The 21147-nt window shown below is 52.0% G+C and carries 16 protein-coding genes; 14 read left to right on the plus strand and 2 right to left on the minus strand.

Going from position 1 to position 21147, the window contains the following annotated elements:
• Positions 1 to 77: 77 nt before the first annotated feature.
• The 5 genes from MHI24_RS23280 to MHI24_RS23300 all read left to right on the plus strand — a co-directional run bounded on the left by MHI24_RS23280 (position 78) and on the right by MHI24_RS23300 (position 5428).
• Positions 78 to 1163: a BMP family ABC transporter substrate-binding protein gene (locus MHI24_RS23280; protein WP_340021895.1), complete on the plus strand. Its 1086-nt coding sequence runs from the start codon at positions 78 to 80 to the stop codon at positions 1161 to 1163.
• Positions 1164 to 1337: 174 nt separating this feature from the next.
• Entirely contained in the window at positions 1338 to 2876 is a 1539-nt protein-coding gene (locus MHI24_RS23285; RefSeq protein WP_340021896.1) for an ABC transporter ATP-binding protein, read from the plus strand.
• Entirely contained in the window at positions 2869 to 3945 is a 1077-nt protein-coding gene (locus MHI24_RS23290) for an ABC transporter permease (protein WP_340021897.1), read from the plus strand. The genes MHI24_RS23285 and MHI24_RS23290 overlap by 8 nt, the downstream gene beginning before the upstream one ends.
• The gene (locus MHI24_RS23295; RefSeq protein ID WP_340021898.1) at positions 3946 to 4902 is read left to right on the plus strand and encodes an ABC transporter permease; all 957 of its coding nucleotides are present in this window, start codon (positions 3946 to 3948) and stop codon (positions 4900 to 4902) included.
• Between the two features lie 178 nt (positions 4903 to 5080).
• On the plus strand, positions 5081 to 5428 hold the full coding sequence (locus MHI24_RS23300; RefSeq protein WP_340021899.1) for a hypothetical protein: 348 nt from the start codon (positions 5081 to 5083) through the stop codon (positions 5426 to 5428).
• Positions 5429 to 5455: 27 nt separating this feature from the next.
• On the opposite strand, the gene MHI24_RS23305 is transcribed toward MHI24_RS23300, so the two are convergent.
• Positions 5456 to 5902, minus strand: a complete 447-nt coding sequence (locus tag MHI24_RS23305) for a GNAT family N-acetyltransferase (RefSeq protein WP_340021900.1) — start codon at positions 5900 to 5902, stop codon at positions 5456 to 5458.
• Between the two features lie 619 nt (positions 5903 to 6521).
• Between MHI24_RS23305 and ilvB the strand changes: the two genes are divergently transcribed.
• The 5 genes from ilvB to MHI24_RS23330 all read left to right on the plus strand — a co-directional run bounded on the left by ilvB (position 6522) and on the right by MHI24_RS23330 (position 16853).
• Positions 6522 to 8273, plus strand: a complete 1752-nt coding sequence (gene ilvB / locus MHI24_RS23310) for a biosynthetic-type acetolactate synthase large subunit (RefSeq protein WP_340021901.1) — start codon at positions 6522 to 6524, stop codon at positions 8271 to 8273.
• Positions 8274 to 8278: 5 nt separating this feature from the next.
• Positions 8279 to 8758, plus strand: a complete 480-nt coding sequence (gene ilvN / locus MHI24_RS23315; RefSeq protein ID WP_340021902.1) for an acetolactate synthase small subunit — start codon at positions 8279 to 8281, stop codon at positions 8756 to 8758.
• Positions 8759 to 8947: 189 nt separating this feature from the next.
• Positions 8948 to 9940, plus strand: coding sequence for a ketol-acid reductoisomerase (gene ilvC, locus MHI24_RS23320; protein WP_340021903.1), 993 nt, complete (start codon positions 8948 to 8950; stop codon positions 9938 to 9940).
• A 107-nt stretch (positions 9941 to 10047) separates the two neighbouring features.
• Positions 10048 to 11589 carry a 2-isopropylmalate synthase gene (locus MHI24_RS23325; protein WP_340021904.1) on the plus strand — a complete coding sequence of 514 codons (1542 nt, stop codon included), beginning with the start codon at positions 10048 to 10050 and terminating at the stop codon, positions 11587 to 11589.
• Positions 11590 to 12062: 473 nt separating this feature from the next.
• Positions 12063 to 16853 (plus strand): SpaA isopeptide-forming pilin-related protein, encoded by a 4791-nt coding sequence (locus MHI24_RS23330; RefSeq protein WP_340021905.1) that lies wholly within the window; start codon positions 12063 to 12065, stop codon positions 16851 to 16853.
• A 71-nt stretch (positions 16854 to 16924) separates the two neighbouring features.
• Here MHI24_RS23330 and MHI24_RS23335 read toward each other — a convergent pair whose 3' ends face one another.
• Positions 16925 to 18073 (minus strand): response regulator, encoded by a 1149-nt coding sequence (locus MHI24_RS23335; RefSeq protein ID WP_340021906.1) that lies wholly within the window; start codon positions 18071 to 18073, stop codon positions 16925 to 16927.
• Positions 18074 to 18292: 219 nt separating this feature from the next.
• Here MHI24_RS23335 and MHI24_RS23340 point away from each other — a divergent pair, with 219 nt between their 5' ends.
• From MHI24_RS23340 to MHI24_RS23355, 4 genes are all read left to right on the plus strand, one after another.
• Positions 18293 to 18835 (plus strand): RNA polymerase sigma factor, encoded by a 543-nt coding sequence (locus MHI24_RS23340; protein WP_238655050.1) that lies wholly within the window; start codon positions 18293 to 18295, stop codon positions 18833 to 18835.
• Positions 18832 to 19299 carry a zf-HC2 domain-containing protein gene (locus tag MHI24_RS23345; protein ID WP_340021907.1) on the plus strand — a complete coding sequence of 156 codons (468 nt, stop codon included), beginning with the start codon at positions 18832 to 18834 and terminating at the stop codon, positions 19297 to 19299. Before MHI24_RS23340 ends, MHI24_RS23345 begins: the two co-directional genes overlap by 4 nt.
• 69 nt (positions 19300 to 19368) lie before the next feature.
• Entirely contained in the window at positions 19369 to 19866 is a 498-nt protein-coding gene (locus tag MHI24_RS23350; RefSeq protein WP_340021908.1) for a hypothetical protein, read from the plus strand.
• Positions 19867 to 19886: 20 nt separating this feature from the next.
• Positions 19887 to 20975, plus strand: coding sequence for a DUF4097 family beta strand repeat-containing protein (locus MHI24_RS23355; RefSeq protein ID WP_340021909.1), 1089 nt, complete (start codon positions 19887 to 19889; stop codon positions 20973 to 20975).
• Positions 20976 to 21147: the final 172 nt, after the last annotated feature.

Genomic DNA, 21147 nt, shown 5'->3' on the forward strand with positions numbered 1-21147 from the left:
GCAGGTATAATTTGTACTAATGGTATGTCCAAGCAGAACACAGAAGACATCCAATTCATTAAGGGGGATCACTTTCGATGAAGAAGTTTTACCAACTATCCTTAGTTATGGTTATGGCGTTCACTGTCATTCTGGCAGGCTGCGGTAACAATAACAGCGCTAACTCCGGCTCTAATTCCGGAGCAGCAACAGCTGCACCAACGGATGCAGCAGCAGCAACTGAAGCACCGGCGCCAACTGAAGCCCCTAAGGCTGTCAAGCTGGGTCTTGTAACTGACGTAGGCGGTGTTAATGACAAGTCCTTCAACCAGTCTTCCTGGGAAGCCCTGCAGGCTATGGAGAAGGAATACGGCGCAGAGATCAAGTATCTGCAGAGTAAGTCCAGCGCAGACTATGAGCCGAACCTTAACCAGTTCGTTAAGGGCGGTTATGATCTGACTTGGGGGATCGGCTTCGACCTGGGCGACGCACTGCTGAAGGTTGCCAAAGAGAATCCGGATGCCAAGCTGGCGATCATCGACAGCGTAGTGGATGCCCCTAACGTTGAATCTGTAACTTTTGCTGAGAATGAAGGTTCGTTCCTGGTTGGTGTAGTTGCAGGTCTTACTACTAAGACTAACAAAGTCGGCTTCATCGGCGGTATGGAAAGCCCGGTTATCAAGCGTTTTGAAGTTGGCTTCAAAGCCGGTGTAGAAGCAGTTAACCCTCAGGCGAAGGTAACAATCACTTATGCCGGTGCATACGACAAGCCGGATACCGGTAAGTCCCTCGCTGCTACCCTGTACGATGCCGGCAACGACATCATCTTCCCTGCTGCAGGCGCAACAGGCAACGGCGTATTTAACGAAGCGAAATCCCGCAACAAAGCCGGCGGCTCCAAAGTATGGGTTATCGGCGTAGACAAAGACCAATCCCTGGAATTCGGTGACGATGTTACCCTGACTTCCATGATCAAGCGTGTAGATGAAGCGGTTAAGAAAGTGTCCCAGCAGGTTGTTGACGGAACATTCAAAGGCGGCACTACTACCGTACTTAGTCTGAAGGACAACGGTGTAGGTCTTCCTGAGACCTCCAAAGCCAATGTGACTCCTGAAATTCTGGCTAAGGTTGACGAGTACAGCAAACAGATCATTGACGGAACGATCACTGTTCCTTCCGAGTAATTGTCAGCATCACCTTGTACTGTGTAACACAACAAATGGCAAGGCCGGTTGAAGTACCGGCCTTGTTCTCTGTACAGCATTGGCTATAATCAATCACAACTGTACCGTCCTGTCTGGGGCGGTACAGCCGTGTCTTTAAGGCTAACTTATATATTCTGTGATGAGGGTGATTCCATGAGTGCTGCGGCTCCTGTCGTAGAGTTGAAGCAAATCACAAAACGCTTTCCCGGTATTGTTGCGAACGACTCGATAAGTCTGACGCTGGAAAAGGGGGAGATTCATGCACTGCTTGGTGAGAACGGGGCAGGCAAATCTACCTTAATGAATATCGTATTCGGACTGTACCAGCCCGATGAAGGCAGCATCGAAATCGACGGGAAACCGGTTATTATTGATAACCCCAACAAGGCTATTGAGCTGGGCATTGGTATGGTTCACCAACATTTCAAGCTTGTTGAGCCTTTTACGGTTACCGAGAACATTGTTCTTGGCATGGAGCCGAAGAAGGGTCTTAAAATCGACTATAAATCCGCTGCGGAACAGGTTCGTAAGCTATCGGAGCAGTACGGTCTTCAGGTCAATCCGAATGCTAAGATACACGATATTTCGGTAGGCATGCAGCAACGGGTAGAGATTATGAAAACCCTGTACCGCGGAGCGGATATACTTATATTCGACGAGCCTACCGCTGTGCTTACGCCACAGGAGATTACCGAGCTGATGGCGATTATGAAGCGGCTCGTTGCGGAAGGCAAGTCCATTATTCTTATTACTCATAAGCTGAAGGAAATTATGCAGATCTCCGACCGGGTAACCATTATCCGGCGCGGGAAGGTCATTGATACGGTGAAGACCTCTGAGACCAACCCGAATGAGCTGGCTGAGAAAATGGTCGGACGCGGGGTCACCTTCAAGGTGGACAAGCAGCAGGCCCATATCGGCGACAGTATTCTGAAGCTGTCCAATGTAAGCAGCAAGAGCAAGGACGGTGTCCCGGTTCTGAACGGCCTAAGCTTTGAGGTGAAGGCTGGCGAGATTCTCGGGATAGCCGGGGTAGACGGCAACGGCCAGAGTGAGCTGATTCAGGCCATTACCGGCCTGCGTAAGATTGATTCCGGTTCGATCACGGTCTCCGGTAAGGAGATCGCCAATCTGTCGCCGCGCAAGGTATCGGAAATGAATGTCTCCCATATCCCGGAGGACCGTCATAAGCATGGCCTGGTGCTGGATTTCACGGTCAGTGAGAACATGGTGCTGGAGACATATTATAAGAGTCCTTATAATCAGAACGGCTTCCTGAACAAAGAGGTTATTGACCAGCATGCCGAGGATCTTGTAAGGCAGTTCGACGTGCGTACGCCTTCCATTGACAACAAAGCGCGCTCATTATCCGGCGGTAATCAACAGAAAGCGATTATTGCGCGGGAAATAGACAAAAATCCGACGCTGCTCATTGCCGCACAGCCTACCCGCGGTCTTGATGTCGGTGCGATTGAGTTCGTTCAGAAGCAGCTGATTGCCCAGCGTGACCAGGGCAAGGCCGTGCTGCTGATTTCTTTTGAGCTGGATGAGATTATGAATGTATCCGACCGGATTGCCGTTATCTACGAAGGGCAGATTGTCGGAGAGGTATTCCCGCAGGATACGAATGACCAGGAGCTGGGTCTGATGATGGCGGGCAGTCTGAAGCGGGGAGGTCATGCAGATGTCTAAGTTCAAAAAAATATTCGCCACAGACAGCTATATTGTCCCGCTTGTCGCCATTCTGATGGGCTTTCTTGTCGGCGCGGTGGTCATGCTGATCGGCGGATATGATCCAATAGCCGCATATTCTGCGCTGTTCAAGCGCGTGTTCGGCAGCCCGTACGATTTCGGCGAGGCGATACGTGAGATGACTCCGCTGATGCTGACAGGTCTGGCCGTGGCTTTTGCCTTCCGTTCGGGGATGTTCAACATCGGTGCAGACGGGCAAGTCATGATCGGTATGACGGCTGCGTCTGTTGTCGGAATTAAGCTGGCCGGCACGCTGCCTTCCTTCGTGCTGGTTCCGCTTGCGGTCATTGCAGCCGGGGTATGCGGCGGGCTCTGGGCCGGAATTGCCGGCTTCCTGAAGGCTAAGCGTGGGATCAATGAAGTTATCACCACAATCATGCTGAACTGGATCGCCTTATTCCTGTCCAATTATATCGTCCGGACATTCCTGCTGTTACAAGGACAGAACCGGTCGGAGGATATTCCGGCCTCCCTGTCCATGAGCTTCCTGTTCTCGACCTTTGATAACGCCCGCCTGCACTGGGGGACTGTCATCGCTCTGGCCGCAGCTACCTTCTTCTATATCTACCTGTGGAAGACCAAGCAGGGGTATGAGATGCGTGCGGTCGGCCTCAATCCGCATGCTGCGGAATATGCAGGGATGAACGTTGGACGCAATGTGGTCAAGGCTATGTTCATCAGCGGCGTGTTCGCCGGATTGGCGGGCGCGGGTGAAGTACTGGGGGTATTCCATTATCAATCTGTCTTCGCCGCATCACCGGGGTACGGGTTTGACGGCATCGCCGTGGCGCTGCTCGGGCTGACCCATCCGCTGGGTGTTATTCTGGCGGCCATTCTGTACGGTACGCTGACCTACGGATCTGCGGGAATGAGCTTTGGAGCAGATGTACCGCCGGAGCTGATCCGTATCGTTATCGGTTCAATTATATTCTTCATTGCTGCGCAAGGCATTGTACGCTGGGTGCTCAAACCGTTCTACTTCAAGCGCAAGAAAGAGAAGGTGTTATAGATGGATTTCGTAATCCTAGGCCAATTGCTCAATACGACGCTTGTTTTCTCGACAGCGCTGATCTTCGCCTCCCTTGGCGGCATCTTCTCTGAACGCTCCGGCGTGGTCAACATCGGACTGGAAGGCTTGATGATGTTCGGTGCATTTGCAGCAGCGGTAGGGGGATATTATGCCCAGGAAGCCGGCATGGGCGCATGGGCTCCTTGGGTAGGCGTACTGAGTGCCATGGCTGTCGGCGTGATCGGTTCCCTGATTCATGCGGTCGCTTCAATCACCTTCAAGGCGGACCAGACGATCAGCGGTACGGTGATCAACTTCCTGGCTGCGGGCAGTACGCTGTATATGGTTAAGCTGATCTTTGAGGGGTCCGGCGAGACTCCGCTGCTGGACGGCTTCAATAAGGTGGCTATTCCCGGACTGTCCAAGATTCCGGTGATCGGAGAAGGGATATTCAATTCCTATCCTACCACGTACCTGGCGATTATCTTAGTCATTGTCATCTATTTCATACTGTTCAAAACTCCGTTTGGACTCCGTCTGCGCGCTGTGGGTGAGCATCCAAGCGCTGCAGACACGCTGGGGGTTAACGTCAACAGAATGAGATATATCGGCGTTATGCTGAGCGGGCTTCTGGCCGGTATCGGCGGAGCGACCATTACCCTGACGACTACCGGTACATTTGCCCACAACACCATCTCGGGACAAGGCTTCATTGCCATTGCCGCGATGATCTTCGGGAAGTGGAATCCGCTGGGCGCCTTCGGGGCGGCGGTCTTCTTCGGCCTGTCCCAGGCGATCCGCAACTATGTACAACTGTTTGAATGGTCCAAGAACATCCCGCAGGAATTCATCTTCATGATTCCTTACGTGCTGACGATTATCGTACTGGTGAGTGCAGTCGGGCGTTCCTCGGCGCCTAAGGCTCTGGGCGAGCCGTACGATCCAAGCAAACGCTAGAGCTGCAGCTCAGATGATCTGGCCATGAATTTAAGCGCATTTCCGGTTATTACGGGAATGCGCTTTTTTGGCGTGCTGCTTCTATCGGTACATTACCGCCTTGAGCCGGGCAGATGTACAGGCAAATACCGGGTGAGGCGAATAGACTGCTTAAGAAACATTAAGAAGGAGGGATATCATGGTACAGCCGGTTACAAAAAAACAGGTAACAAAGCTGATCGGTAAACATATTGTGGCGGTCAAAAAGGACGGCAGCAGGGTAACGGGGAAATTGGTCCGCATCTCGGGCAACCGATTGATCCTGCAGCGTATCAGTGGTAAAAAAGTACAAACCAAGGCGTTGATTCCGCTCGTATTGTTCGATCTGCTGGCCGTCGGCACGGCTCCTTACGCTTACGGCGGCGGCTACGGTTATGGCGGCGGCGTTCCCTACGGAGGCGGTTATGGCTACGGTTATGGCCCCGGCCCTTACGGCGGCTACGGCCCCCGCCCGGGCTACGGCGTTCCGCCCATCGGCTTCTTCTAAGAATTAGTTCCGGCTGGAGGTGAGGGATCAGCGGAACTGCTTCTCCAGCTCATAGCAATAATTCTGCGGTTGATAACGGGCTACGCTGTAGCCCAGTTTCTCATAGAAGGCAAGGGCGGCGGTATTCCCGGTATCCACGGAGACCTTCGCTCTGTGGCATGCGCGGGATAGTGCAAACCGCTCCGCCCGGTCCATCAGCATGTTCCCGTATCGTCTGCGGCGGGCGGCCGGGGCAATGGCGAGCATATCAATGTAGAGCAGGTCTCCATGCAGCATGAAGTGCACGAATCCCAGCGGATCGCTTTCGTAGTCAGGACAGGCGACCAGGGTAACCCCCTGGCCCAGGCGGCGGGGCAGATCCTTCCGGACCTGATTAATAATGGCCGGCGGGAGATGGGACAGCGGGACAAGCTGTTTCTCAATTAAGTCATAAATTACGGCGTCATCCTGCCGGGGTCTCCGGTAACGAATCATATCAAATGCCCCTTTCCACGCATTGTCGTACATCATATGCCTGGCGGGGTGTGGGCGTTCCGGCAGGAATAGGCGAATATTTTGTGAAGAATTTAAGTTTTATCCCGCAGATGGGTATTGACTAACCGTGTGAGGAATCATATAATGTGTCTAAACATTTAACGAACATACATGTATCGGCAATGATGAGGACGAAGTTTTAAGGGCTCTTTTGCTCAGAGAGTGAGAGGAATTGCTGCAACCTCCACCAGAATCCCTTATATACGAGCTCACCTCGGAGCTGTTTCCCTGAAAGGTCTGCCAGCAGGAGCGGCAGAATTATTAGGGGGAATCGTCTGGTCCGCGTTAGGGACTTCAGGTTACGAAGATTTGGGCCCTGCCTACATCGATGGATTTTTGTATCCTGATAAGGCATTGCATCGTGAGATGTAATGCAAACATGGGTGGTACCACGGAAGCTAAACCTTTCGTCCCTCACGCGCTTATTCTGCGCGTGGGAGGCGGAAGGTTTTTTTGTTGAAATGCGGAAGGATATGGCCGTGTTCGCTAATATTAAAGGTTGGATATGACGTTCTGTCATTGGGATAATGCATGTGAATGATTGAAGGGAGGAATACTGATGAGCGCGCAATTACCTGAAGAGGTGCGGTCAATAGAGCAGTTACGTGAGAAGTGGAAGAATCCCGAGGTGATTTCAGGGTCCGAGGTCCTGCTGCGCAGTCTGGTGCTGGAAGGGGTAGACACCGTATTCGGCTATCCGGGCGGGGCTGTACTTTATATCTATGATGCGTTATATGGATTCGATGATTTCCAGCATATACTGACACGCCATGAGCAGGGAGCAATCCATGCGGCGGACGGATATGCCAGAGCTAGCGGCAAGGTAGGCGTATGTATCGCTACTTCAGGCCCGGGAGCAACCAATCTGGTGACGGGAATCGCCACCGCATATATGGATTCTGTTCCGCTTGTAGTAATCACCGGCAACGTATTCTCCAGCCTGATCGGCACAGATGCTTTTCAGGAAGCGGATATTACCGGCATTACGATGCCGATCACGAAGCACAGCTATCTGGTACGGGATGTTGAAGATCTGCCGCGGATTATCCATGAGGCCTTCCATATTGCGGGTACTGGACGTAAGGGTCCGGTGCTGATCGATATTCCGAAGGATGTATCGGCTGCAATGACCTTGTTCACGCCGGCCCAGCAGCAGGGCGTTAACCTCCGCGGCTACAACCCGCGTACGGTTCCTAACAAGCTCCAGCTTGATAAGCTGGTGAAGGCAATCGCTGCTGCGGAGCGTCCGATTATTATTGCAGGCGGCGGAGTTATCTACTCCGGTGCGCATGAGGCAATGTATGAATTCGTGAAGCGTACAGAGATTCCGATCACCACTACACTGCTGGGCCTGGGCTGTTATCCAAGTGCCGAAGAGCTGTGGATGGGCATGCCGGGAATGCACGGTACGTACACCGCGAATAATGCCATTCAGCAATGCGACCTGCTGATTAATATCGGCGCCCGGTTCGATGACCGCGTAACCGGCAAGCTCAACGGCTTCGCGCCGCAGGCGAAGATCGTGCATATCGACATCGATCCAGCCGAGATCGGCAAGAATGTAGCAACGGACATTCCAATTGTCGGCGATGTGAAGACGGTGCTGGAAATGCTCATTCCGGATGTGCAGCGTGCGGCCCGGGCGGATGCCTGGAGAACACAGATTGCGCAGTGGAAGCTGGATTATCCGCTCCGGTACACGGATTCGGACAGCGAGTTGAAGCCGCAATGGGTTATCCAGATGATCAATGATACAACTAAGGGTGAAGCGATTGTTACTACTGACGTAGGCCAGCATCAGATGTGGGCTGCCCAGTATTACAAGTTCAATCATCCGCGTTCCTGGATCACTTCAGGGGGGCTCGGCACGATGGGCTTCGGCTTCCCTTCAGCCATCGGAGCGCAGATGGCGCATCCGCAGCGGCTGGTAGTCTCCATTAACGGGGACGGGGGAATGCAGATGTGTTCCCAGGAGCTTGCGATCTGTGCGATTCATAACATTCCGGTCAAGATTGTGGTTATCAACAATCAGGTGCTCGGAATGGTCCGCCAGTGGCAGAATCTGATCTATGAGAAGCGCTACAGTTATACCGATCTGGCCGGAAGCCCGGATTTCGTGAAGCTGGCTGAAGCTTACGGAGTGAAAGGGCTGCGGGCGACGAACAAAGAAGAAGCCGGCGCGGTCTGGAAAGAAGCGATGGAAACCCCTGGACCTGTCCTGGTAGAATTCGTTGTTCCCAAAGACGAGAATGTCTACCCGATGGTTACGCAAGGCTCGACCATTGATCAAATGCTGATGGGGGATGAATAGCAGTGATGAAACATACGATTGCGGTGCTGGTGAATGACCAGCCGGGCGTGCTGCAGCGGGTATCCGGTTTATTCGGCCGCCGGGGCTTCAATATTGAGAGTATCACGGTGGGGCAATCCGAAGAAGCCGGATTGTCCCGGATGGTAATTGTTACCTTGGGCGACCAGCATACCCTGGAGCAGATTGAGAAGCAGCTCTACAAGCTGATTGATGTCATCAAGGTGGTCGACCTTGGCTCCAAGCCTATGGTTGCCCGGGAGCTGGCCTTGATCAAGGTCAAGGCAGAGCCATCCGAGCGGCCCGAGATCATGGGTGTTGTCGAGACCTTCCGGGCCTCGGTCGTAGATATCGGCTCGACCAGCCTGCTGGTGCAGGTGGTTGGCGAGACCACGAAGATCGACGCTATGATCGAGCTGCTGAAGCCTTACGGGATTAAGGAACTGTCCCGGACGGGAGTAACGGCAATGATCCGCGGGAATGCCTGATCGTCACATTTTACAGCTTTAACGGATTGCTGCTTGCGTGCATTAATTTATTGAGATGAAGATAGAGTCTGCCCGCCGGAAGAGCGGGGGCTTGAGGAACACTCCATTATATAGTAAGACTAATAAGAAGTGTGTTTTTGAAGCACCCGCTCTTTACGATGGGTCCCAAATTAAAGGAGGATTTTGACAATGGCAGTTACAACGTACTATGAAAAGGATGCAGAGCTTAGCGTATTGAAGGGAAAGACAATTGCGGTAATCGGGTACGGTAGCCAGGGACATGCCCAGGCACAGAACCTGCGTGACAGCGGTCTTCAGGTGGTTATCGGCCTGCGTGAAGGCAAATCGTTCGAAGCTGCCAAGAATGACGGCTTTGAAGTATTGTCTGTAGCCGAAGCGGTGTCCCGTGCAGATGTAGTTCAGATCCTCATGCCGGACGAGACTCAGGCGGCTGTATATAAGAACGATATCGAACCGAACCTCAAGAACGGCGCGGCCCTGATGTTCTCCCACGGCTTCAACGTACACTTCGGACAAATCGTAGCTCCTAAGGATGCTGATGTGCTGCTGGTAGCTCCTAAATCCCCGGGACACATGGTACGACGTACTTATGTTGAAGGCTTCGGCGTTCCCGGCCTGATCGCGATTGAACAGGATGCAACCGGCAATGCCAAGGCGATCGGTCTGGCGTATGCCAAAGGGATCGGCTGTACCCGTGCCGGAGTCATCGAAACCTCCTTCCGTGAAGAGACTGAAACGGATCTGTTCGGTGAACAGGCTGTCCTCTGCGGTGGTGTGTCTGAACTGATCAAAGCTGGCTTCGAAACATTGACTGAAGCCGGATATGCTCCTGAGATGGCTTACTTCGAATGCTTGCATGAGCTGAAGCTGATCGTTGACATGGTATATGAAGGCGGATTGTCCAGCATGCGCGATTCCATCAGTAATACTGCGGAATACGGTGACTATGTAACTGGACCACGCATCATTACTGCTGAGACCAAGAAAGCAATGAAAGAAGTACTGTCCGATATTCAGCAGGGTAAATTCGCCCGCGACTTCATCCTGGAGAACCAGTCCGGCCGTGCCTTCCTGACGGCTACCCGCCGCAACGAAGCTGCTCATCCGGTAGAAGTGGTTGGCAGCCAGCTGCGCGAAATGATGCACTGGATCAAGAAATAGGTCATATACTTAAGACTACTTGAATCTTAATGAACACACTCAGATGCGGCCGTACTATTGCGGGCCGCATTTGAGGGTTTACGGACAATCTTCAGGAGGTGCTCAACTTGCGGAAAATCTATGTGTTCGATACAACACTGCGTGACGGGGAGCAGTCGCCGGGTGTGAATCTGAATACGCGTGAGAAGGTAGAAATTGCATATCAGCTGGAGAAGCTGGGAATTGACCGGATGGAGGCAGGCTTTCCGGCAGCCTCCCCGGGAGATTTGGCCTCTGTGAATGCAGTGGCCAGAGCCGTCAAGAACGTTACACTGATCGGTCTGTCCCGCTCCAGGGAGAGCGATATTGATGCCGTCCGGGAAGCGCTGCAGGGGGCACAGGACCCGTGCATCCACATCTTCCTGGCGACCTCGCCGATCCACCGTCAGCATAAGCTGCGGATGGACCGGTCGCAGGTACTGGAGACCGCACAATCGGCGATCCGTTATGCCAAGAAATATTTCCCGAAGCTGGAATTCTCTCTGGAGGATGCCGGGCGCACGGAGCGTGACTTCATGGCCGAAGTGGTGGCGATGGCGATCCGCGAGGGTGCGAATGTCGTGAATATTCCGGATACCGTAGGTTATCTGAACCCGGCGGAATACGGTGCAATCTTCAAGTTCCTGAAGGATACCGTGCCGGATATTGAGAAGGTGCAGCTTAGCGCCCATTGCCATAATGATCTGGGCATGGCTACTGCAAATACGCTGGCAGCCATCCAGAACGGCGCGGATCAGATTGAAGGCACGATCAACGGTATCGGGGAACGTGCGGGGAATACTGCGATTGAAGAGGTGGCCCTGGCCCTTGAGACCCGCAGTGAATATTTCGGCGCCAAGACCTCGCTGGTGCTGTCCGAGATCTCCCGGACCAGCCGTCTGGTCAGCAAGCTGACAGGGATGGTCGTGCCGGGGAACAAGGCAATCGTGGGGGCCAATGCGTTCGCCCATGAATCGGGGATTCACCAGGACGGCATGCTGAAGGAGAAGACCACATACGAGATCATGACACCAGAGACCATCGGCCTTAAGGAGAGCAAGCTGGTGCTTGGTAAGCATTCCGGGCGCCATGCCTTCCGTGACAAGCTGAGTGATCTGGGCTATGACCTCTCGGAGGAGGAACTGAACGGGGCGTTCGCCAAGTTCAAGGAACTGGCCGATAAGAAGAAGGAAGTTTCGGATGAGGACATCCTGGCCCTCCTGGAAGAGAAGCTGATTGATACGCCGGAGACCTTCCGTTTGCAGACGATTTATGTCACCTATGGTAATGAAGCCACACCAACCGCCAAAGTCATTATTCAGGGACAGGACCCGCAGCCGATTGTGGCCGAGGCTGAGGGCAACGGATCGGTAGACGCGATCTACAACGCGATTGATCAGGCGACCGGCGAGGAAGTTACGCTTGGCGATTATTCGATCAAGGCTGTGAGCCGGGGCAAGGATGCCCAGGGCGAGGTGCATGTCGTGTTGTCCCAGGGCGAGGTGGCTGCGCAGGGCCGCGGACTCAGCACCGACATTCTGGAGGCGAGCGCCAGAGCATATCTGGATGCGCTCAACAAGCTGATTGAGAAGCGCAAGACGTATACCAGACGGGAGCATGTTAACCTGTAATAGTTCATATGAACAGAAATGAAGCTTCACCGGACGAACTTATTCTCCGGGGACAGCTTCTTTTTTTTGTTCAACAATCTGTTGAAAATTTTTCTTAAGCAATTAAATCCCCGTGCAGAATCCACATAATCACTTATTGAAACCGGGTTTCCCCTCAAAAATATGAATAACATAAGGCAAAATAACGAAAAACCTTTCGTACCTCTTGTGCAGAATCCTCACTTTTACCATTTGAAACACCCTTTTTGTCGAAAAAAATTATTTATTTTTATTGATAGCTATGATCTAGATCATAATTTGTTCAGAAAATGTTCATTAGCAGAAAGTAGAGTTACAGAAGTACAGCTTAGGCGAATGTTGAAGGCTCACATACATATTAATGACAGGGGGACGATCGGGTAGAAGGGAAGAGCGAGGACACTCCATGCAGTTCGGATTCATCATTTTACTAAAGAGAGAGAGGTTACTGGGATATGAAAAGAAAGACTATCGGCGCTTGGCTGGTTGTAGTCATGATCATCACACAATTTGCCAACAGCCTCGGATTCATCCCGCAGGTTAATGCGGATACTACAGATGAAATCATCACCAGCGTTACTATGTCTGTATATGAGAACGGCACACAGGTTACCGACAGTGTGTATAAGCTTGATTCTGAGGTTAAAGTAGGGCTGACCTTCAAGCTTCCGGTAACGGACCCTGAGACGGGGGCACACGGCTATAAGGGTGGAGATACGTACGTGTATCAGTTGCCTCACCAGCTGGCCATTGATAAAGGCTACACTGGACCGCTGGTATATAGCGGCGTGGATTCAGGAAGCATCGGCACCTACACGGTAGGTACAGATAACAAAGTGGTGCTTACATTCAATAGTGAAATTGAAGGTTTGTTTAATGTAGGCGGTACGTTCAATTTGACATCCACGCTTAGCTCTACCAAAGTCACAGGAACTACCACACAGGAGCTGTTATTCCCGATCGCCGGGAACTTGAGTAATACGATTGTGATCAAAGTTCATCCTAAGGGCGGCACAAGCATTGTTAAGGACGGCATTCCGCAGCCGCAAAAATACAACCCGTCCAGCATTCTCTGGACCGTTGATGTAAACACTGTGCAGGATGAGGTGTACAAAGCGGTCGTTACTGACTCCATTCCGGCAGGCCTGGAGCTTGACCCAAGTTCAATCAAAGTCTATAAGCTTGCGGTGGATGTCCAAGGGAATGCATCGCAGGGAGCAGAAATCGGGTCCGACCAATATGATGCTTCAAGCAGCACGGCGAGCAGCTTGAACGTGAAGTTCTACAATACCATTACAGATGCTTACCGGGTGAAATTCTCGACCAAGATTACAGATACATCGGTTAAAAATTTCACTAATACCGCTAAGCTTACTGGTGAAGGAATCGATAAGAGCTCTTCTAAAACGGTTGGCATTGTGCGCGGAGTTCCGCTTGAGAAGATTGCCGGAGATTTTAATGAGAGCGATGAGACCATTCCCTGGGAAATCCGGTTCAACTATAATGAACAGACCATTACATCCGCCAATGCGGTGTTAGTGGATTATTTTAACGACTCTCAGGTATTGGTTGAAGATTCAGTGACAGTATATAAGATGAAGCTGGACCAGAATGGCAATGCCAGTGAAGACGGAACCCTGACTAAGGGGACGGATTTTACAATCGATACGCCTTTGACCCAAACAGGCAAGACCGGGTTCAAATTGCAATTCAGTCATGACATTAATTCAGCTTACAAAATTGTCTATAAAACAAAAGTTAAAGATCGAGTATACGGGTATACGGAATCGATCCGCAATGATGTGACCTACAACGGTGAAACCAAAGGGGCTACACGGGATATTAACCAGCGCATCGTGGATAAAAAGTACTCGGAAGTGGACTATTTGAATAAGACAGTAAAATGGACTATCAATGTAAACAAAGACTCTAAAGTGATGAACGATCTGGTGTTGAAGGATACCTTTGATAATGGCGGGTTGAAATTAATTGAGCCGATCACTATTAGTTCTACACCGGCTATAGACAGCGCCGATTACACGATTACACCGAACGGAACGGATTATGCCAAAGGTGCAGGGTTTACCATCACATTCTCTAAGCCTATTAATAAGCCGTTTACGGTGACGTATTCGACCAGTTTTGACTATTATCAATTGCAAAGTGGTGCAACCAGCTTCAAGAACACCGCTCAGCTCGATTGGAAGGATACTAACGGTGTTGGCCACACCATTAAGGGTTCATCAACCTTTGATCCGCGATCTGAAGTCAAGAATAACGGTAAGAAAACAGGCTCATACGATGTGAACACCAAACAACTTACCTGGACTGTAGGAGCCAACTATAATAAGCGGGTATTGGCTGCAGGAGCTGCGCTGGTGGATATGATTCCAGAAGGCCAGCAAGTAACCAATGTAACCGCAGCAGTCTACAAGATGGAATATGGCAAAGACGGGAACCACACGAAGGGTGCTGTCATTGATGCTTCCGAATACACGCTTACAGTTAACGATACGAAGCTGACAGTCAAATTTAAAGACCAGATCAACTATGCCTTCTATGTGGTCTTCCGCACGGAGTTCATTGGCGGGGATGTCAATAAAGAGCAGGTTAAGAATACAGCCACTTTATATGACAAGGACAACAACCCGGTTTCTAAGCCCCTGGATGCAACAGTAACAGTTCCTAAGGGCGGACAATATGTAGCTAAAAACTTTACCCAAGATAACAATGACCAGACCCTTCTGAACTGGAAAGTGGTCATTAACGCCAACCAGTCCGTTGTCAAAAACGTTAAAATCGTGGATACGCCAAGTGTGAATCAGGTGCTGTTACATGACAGCTTCCACCTCTACGTGACAACAGTGGATCAGAGTGGGAACGCAGCGAATCCAAAGACTGAGAATGAATTGAAGAAGGATATAGACTACACTCTTACTTTTAAAACCGGAACAGACGGCAAGGAAAGCTTCGAGCTTGTCTTCCTGAACCCGATCAGCAAGCCATACATTCTGACATATCAGTCTGTTGTGACTGAGGCAGGGAATGTGGTGGTGAGCAACGCAATCTCCTTCAGCGGGGATGGCGTGAAGCAAATTGATGTACCTTATACCTCCAATAGCAGTGTAAACATTGTTGATACATCCGGTACGGGTAGCGGTGTTAAAGGGTCCCTGGTTGTAACCAAAACCAATCAGGCAGGCGATGAAAAGCTTGCAGGTGCCGAATTCGCACTCTCACGGGTGGTTGGAACTGAACTGAAGGAGACTCAGAAAAAGACCTCCGCAAACGATGGAACGCTGACTTTTGAAAATCTCAAGGCAGGTAAGTATGTACTGAAAGAAACCAAAGCTCCGGCAGGCTACTCACTGGACAGCTCAGAGATTAAGGTGACGATTAATTCGTCCACTCCTGTACAGCTAACCGTTAAGAATGACTTCTTCGGTTCGCTTAAGCTGACCAAGGTAGATGTGAAGGATGCCTCCAAGAAGCTGGAAGGCGCAGTATTCGAACTGTTCGACTCCAAGAAGGCACTGGTGGGAACGAAAACAACCGATGCCAATGGTGAACTGGAGTTCACTAAGCTCAAAGGCGGGGAGTATACCCTGAAAGAGAAAACCGCCCCTGCCGGTTATGTCCTGGATACCAAAGTCATTAATGTGACCATTGATGCATCACAACAGACAACTGTTTCCGTGACTAACGCACTGATTCCTGCCGAAGTCTTCGGCTCACTGAAGGTAACCAAGGTTGCGCAAGAGGATGCTAACAAGAAGCTGAAAGACGCAGAGTTCGGACTGTATGATTCCGCCAAGAAGCTGGTGGCAAGCGGAAAAACAGACGCTGACGGCGTACTGGAATTCAAATCGCTGAAGCTCGGAACGTACACCCTGAAGGAGCTTGCCGCTCCGGCCGGTTATGTACTGGATGAGACAGAGCATAGCGTAACGATTGATTCTGGCGTGCAAAAGGTACTGTCGCCAATCACGAACAAGCTGATTCCTGCCGAAGTCTTCGGCTCACTGAAGGTAACGAAGGTTGCCCAAGAGGATGCCAGCAAGAAGCTGAAAGACGCAGAGTTCGGACTGTATGACTCCAGCAAGAAGCTGGTGGCAAGCGGAAAAACAGACGCTGACGGCGTACTGGAATTCAAATCGCTGAAGCTCGGAACGTACACCCTGAAGGAGCTTGCCGCTCCGGCTGGTTATGTACTGGATGAGACAGAGCATAGCGTAACGATTGATTCTGGCGTGCAAAAGGTATTGGCCCCAATCAAGAACACCCTGATTCCGGTTGAAATCTTGGGCTCGCTCAAGGTAACTAAGGTAGCGGAAGAGGATGCCAGCAAGAAGCTGGAAGGCGCAGAATTTGGACTCTATGATTCCGCCAAGGCGTTAATTGCAAGCGGCAAAACGGATGCAAATGGTGAATTGGTATTCACCTCTCTGAAGCTTGGAAGCTACGTGCTGAAGGAAATTACAGCTCCGGCCGGTTATGTGCTGGCTGCCACAGAGCATTCTGTGACCATTGATTCAGGTGTGCAAAAGGTACTGTCGCCGATTACGAACCAGAAACAAACCACACCGCCGACAGAACCGACACCGACACCGACTGCAACACCAGTCACAGAACCAACATCAACACCAGTACCAACATCACCGCCGGTGTACTACACACCGACACCTGAAACATCAAGTGTTCCTGGCGTGATCGTAACACCAACGCCATCGGCCACTCCAGGCACAACCGCTACACCGGCTGCTTCCAGCACGCCTGGAGCCAGCGCTACACCGGTAGCTACACCGGCACAGCCAGGCGTAGTGAGCACACCAACGCCGCAGGCTACGCAGGTGACCACGATTGAGGAAGTGCCTGTTGAGGGTGAAATTCCGCTGGGCGGCATTCCTAGCATTAGCAAGGAGCCGGAACATGGTACTGTAACGATTACACCGGACGGTAAATGGACGTATACTCCTGATCCGGGCTACACCGGAAAGGATAAATTCACGGTTGTCGTAACGGATGAGGACGGCAACGAAGAAGAGGTCACGATCGAAGTTGGGGTCGACGAAGTACCGAAGGGTACGGTTACAGAACCAACGGACAAAGGCAACAACAGCGGCCTTCCCGGCAAGCTGCCGCAGACCGGTGAAGAGAGCCCTCTCCCGATCTATCTGACAGGCGGCGGATTGATTATCCTGGGAGCAATCCTGGCCAGAAGATTCAGTGCCCGCAAGAAAATGTAAGAAGCTAATCACAAGCAAAGACACCCGCAGTCATCTGCGGGTGTCTTTGCTGTGATCCGGCAACAATTAATTTACAAGCTCCTGAGATTCTGATGCTTCCATTCATGGAACCAGCGCTTAATGTTGGCTGGAGGCTCCACATTAAGCTCCCGGCGCAGAAGCTCGGACAGTGTATGATATTGCTCTTCGACGGCAGAACGTTCGCCTATGCTGTCATAGACCTTCATCAGCCCGAGATGCCCCTGTTCAAAAAAGGGCTGGAGCTGCACCAAGCGCTGGTAGACCGTCACCGCTTCAGGTATCTTGCCGCTGCTGATATAGAATTCAGCAATGCCCATGGCATGATGCAGCCAGATGGTCCGCAGCCGCTGCCGTTCCCCTTCAGCCCACAGGTAGTCGTAATCACTCAGATAGTCACCGGAATAGAATTCAAACAGCCGCTGATGCTCCTCATAATTGTCTGCATTGATGGCGTCCAGGGTAAGAATACCCTTCTCCCACTCATAGCTGTCCACCAGCAGGCTGCCGGTCTCCAGGGTATAGCCTTCCCCGCCGCTGACATTACTGATCTGCAGGTCAAGATCGGCCTGCTTCAGGGATTGCCGAACCTGATAGATCGTTGTATAAAGATGAGTAGAGGCCTTCTTCTCATTGAAATCAGGCCACAGCAGATCCGTTAAGGTGTCCTTGCTGACGAAGCGGTTGCGGTTATGGAACAGATAAGCGAACAGCTCCTGCGCCTTGGAGGTCCGCCAGCGGATACCGGGGAGCGGCTGGCCGCTGCGCTCAAATCTTAACGACTGGAAGCTGCGGATCATGACAGCATCCAGCGGCTTGGCAGAGCTCTCCTGGGCCTGGCTCACCCGCTTTTCCAGCCGCTCGATGGTCTTCAGCAGGCGGTTCCGCTGCACAGGCTTCAGGATATAATCAAGCGCATAGAGCTCGAATGCCTCGACGGCGTAATGGTTATAAGCAGTAACGAATACGATGCTGGCCTGCGGGCATGACTTCTGCATCGCCTCTGCGGCCTGAACTCCGTTCATTTCTGGCATATCAATATCAAGGAATATCACATCAGGACTGAGCTGCGGGGCAGCACGTACGGCTTCGGTGGGATCGGTATAGGCAGCGATTACTTGTATAGTTGTCAGTTCTTCCAGCATCATTTGCAGCTTCACGAGAGCAAGCCGTTCATCATCTACCAGCAAGGCCTGAATCATATCTATCTCACCACTTCATTTAGGAATGTTGTCATGCCAAACGTTGTTAAAGGGTATGTTAACATCAATTCGACAGGTACGGCGGTATTCCTCCTTACGGCTGAATCAGCGGCCGATTTATCGGAGATAAAGTTTTTTGGAGCCAATCTGAAAATTCCTGCAGGGGAACGGGGACATCCGTCGTCTAACGTTATGTAACTGGAGGAGGGGAGAATAGACTTGGAAGAGACGGAGTGGATCAATGCTGTGCTGGGCGGGGAGCCGCAGGCCTTCGGGAATCTGGTAACCCGTTATCAAGGCATGGTATACAGTGTATGCATCAAAATAACAGGTGAAGCCGAGTCAGCCAAGGATATGGCCCAGGAGGTCTTCATCAAAGCCTATAAAGCCCTCCCCTCCTTCAGAGGGCAGTCGTCCTTCTCGACCTGGCTGTACCGGATCGCTTACCGTACCTGTCTGGACTGGAAACGGGCCAATGACCGGGAATGGCGCCACCGGAGCTCAGCAGATTATACCGAGAACGACTATGTTACCTCACAGACACCTGAGCAGGCAGCGCTCCGCAAGGAAGCCTCCCGGGAGCTGGGTGAGAACCTGAATAGTCTGGCGGAACCGTACCGGTCGGTTGTGCAGCTGTACTATTTTCAGCGACACTCGTATCAGGAGATTGCCGATCAAAAAGGAATTTCAGTCAAAACAGTTGAATCGCAGCTCTATCGGGCCAGACAGATGATGCGCAAAAACGGGGAGGAATGGCGATGAATTGTGCAACAGTAAAAGAGTGGATGCCGCATTATATCGATGGACAGCTGTCCCCTGAGGCGCAGCAGATGATGCATCTGCACATCAGCTCCTGCCCCGGCTGCGCGGAATGGCTGGAGGAGGCGCGCGGACTCGCGGCGATGTGGAATGAGATGGAAGCAGACGCTGCGAGCGGACTCGAGCCGCTGCTGCCGCCGGGCTTCCCTGACCTGACCGCAGACGTTATGGCGCGGATCGGCCAGCTGGAGAGCGGGCGCAGGGAGCGGGCAGTCAAGGCGACTGCGGTAAGACGGCGTGCAGGACGGGGAACCTCCTGGGTCCATTACGGCGTTGCTGTCGGCCTGACGTTTCTTCTGCTCCAGCTTGGCGTATTTGAGAATCTGGCCTACGGAATTACCGAGATTAACGGGCATATGTCCACCTCGGTCAGCTCCTGGTTCAGTCCGCGAAGCAGCACCCCATAGATTACGGGCAGCTTCTCCGGCAGCCTTATGCGGTTCCACGGTTCCACAATACTTTTGGGAGGGTAACACATGATTAAGAAAAGACGCTGGCTCACCTTTCTGCTGGCTATGATTCCGGGACTGGGACATATGTATCTGGGCTTCAAAAAAATGGGCCTGGAGTATATGATTGGAGCATCACTATGTATTATATTCATTCCGTCCATGCCTGCTGTATTTCCGTTTGCCCTGGCAGCCCTCTGGTTCTACCAGCTGTTCGATGCGCTTCAGAAGGCAGCCTGGATGAAGATCACTGCGGCCGAGCATGAACGGATGATGTTCCATCCGGACAGCTTCGGGGCTCCGTGGACGATGGGAATTACGCCGCCCCCGATGTATCCGCATGATGATGTGAACCCGGTATGGGTCGGGATCGGCTGTGTGGTAGCGGGAATTCTGCTATTGCTGATTACAGCTTTTCCAGCCCTCTGGGAGCTGCTTAACGATATGAATATCGGCGCAATTCTGCTGTCGCTTGCCTTGATCGGGTATGGGTTCAGAATGCTGAAGAACAATTCCAAAGTATAACGAAACGGGGAAGTGAACACATGGGGAGATGGAAAGTCGGCAGCTTCACTGCCGCAATAGGCTGTATAGTTGTGGGGGTTCTTGTAGTACTTGCCCAGTATAATATCATTACTTACGATGCACTGGGTTACATCTGGCCTGCACTGCTGATCCTGTTCGGCCTGGAGATGCTGCTCAGGCTCTTCATTAAATCCGATGTCAAGAGCAGGGTGAGCGGCTGGGCCATCGTACTGATCATTGTGCTTATCGCCGCCAGCGGGGCACAGACGGTACTGGCCGGCGGTTCGCTGAGCAGCCTCCTGGGCAATCACAAGCTTGTCCCGGTAAGCGGGAAGGTAGAGGTGCAGCAGGACATCAAGAAGGTGAGAATCGTTCTGCCTCAAGGGAAGGTTAAGCTTGAAGGCGTACAGGGAATCACCCTGGAGTATGAAGGCAAGCTGGAGGTGCCCGGCAATACGGACACTGAAGCTGCTAACGCTCTGGAGCGCAGATGGAAGGTGACAACAGAAAGCGATACGCTTGTCCTGGAGCTGGAAGGGGAGAACAACTGGCTCGCTAACATCCACTTCGGCGTCAATTCCAATTCCCCTTACCTGAATGTCAGTATTCCGCAGAGCCTGGCGGCCCAAGTGGAGACCAGCGACGGCTCGATTGAAGCCGGAGGTCTGGCAGCAGGCGTGGATGTACGCAGCAGCAACGGAACGATGGATCTCCATGACATCTCCGGTGGCGTGACAGCCCGTACCAGTAACGGCACAGTGAATGTACAGAATGTTCAGGGTGAGGTCGATGTGGTCAGCTCGAACGGGGCAATCACGCTCGGCAATATCGACGGGGCTCTGTCTGCCAAGAGCAGCAACGGCAAGGTCACAGCCAATTCTGCGATTACAGGCGACTGGGTACTGAAGTCGAGCAACGGCAAGATTGTCCTCGGAGTTCCGGCGGTTACGGATGCCAAGATCAAGGCGGATACCAGCTCAGGCTCGTTGAAGGGCAACGTAACCTGGGACGGCGGTGACAATCACGGGACGGCTGTACTCGGCAAAGGGACCCATGAGGTCAGCTTATCCACCAGCAATGGTTCCATCACTGTAGAGACCGCTCAATAAAAGAGAGAAGGGTATCCTAAGCCGCCATCGTGCGTGCAGGATACCTTTTTTGATAGTCCGGCAGGTTAAATGAACGCTTATAGGCTATATCTATGGATGTGATAGAATCTATATCTTTGTCCTTTGGTCCAGGTTATGTTACAACAATATACAGAAGAACTATGTCTGCGTG

The sequence above is a fragment of the Paenibacillus sp. FSL K6-1096 genome, assembly GCF_037977055.1.
Lineage (GTDB): Bacteria > Bacillota > Bacilli > Paenibacillales > Paenibacillaceae > Paenibacillus_AQ.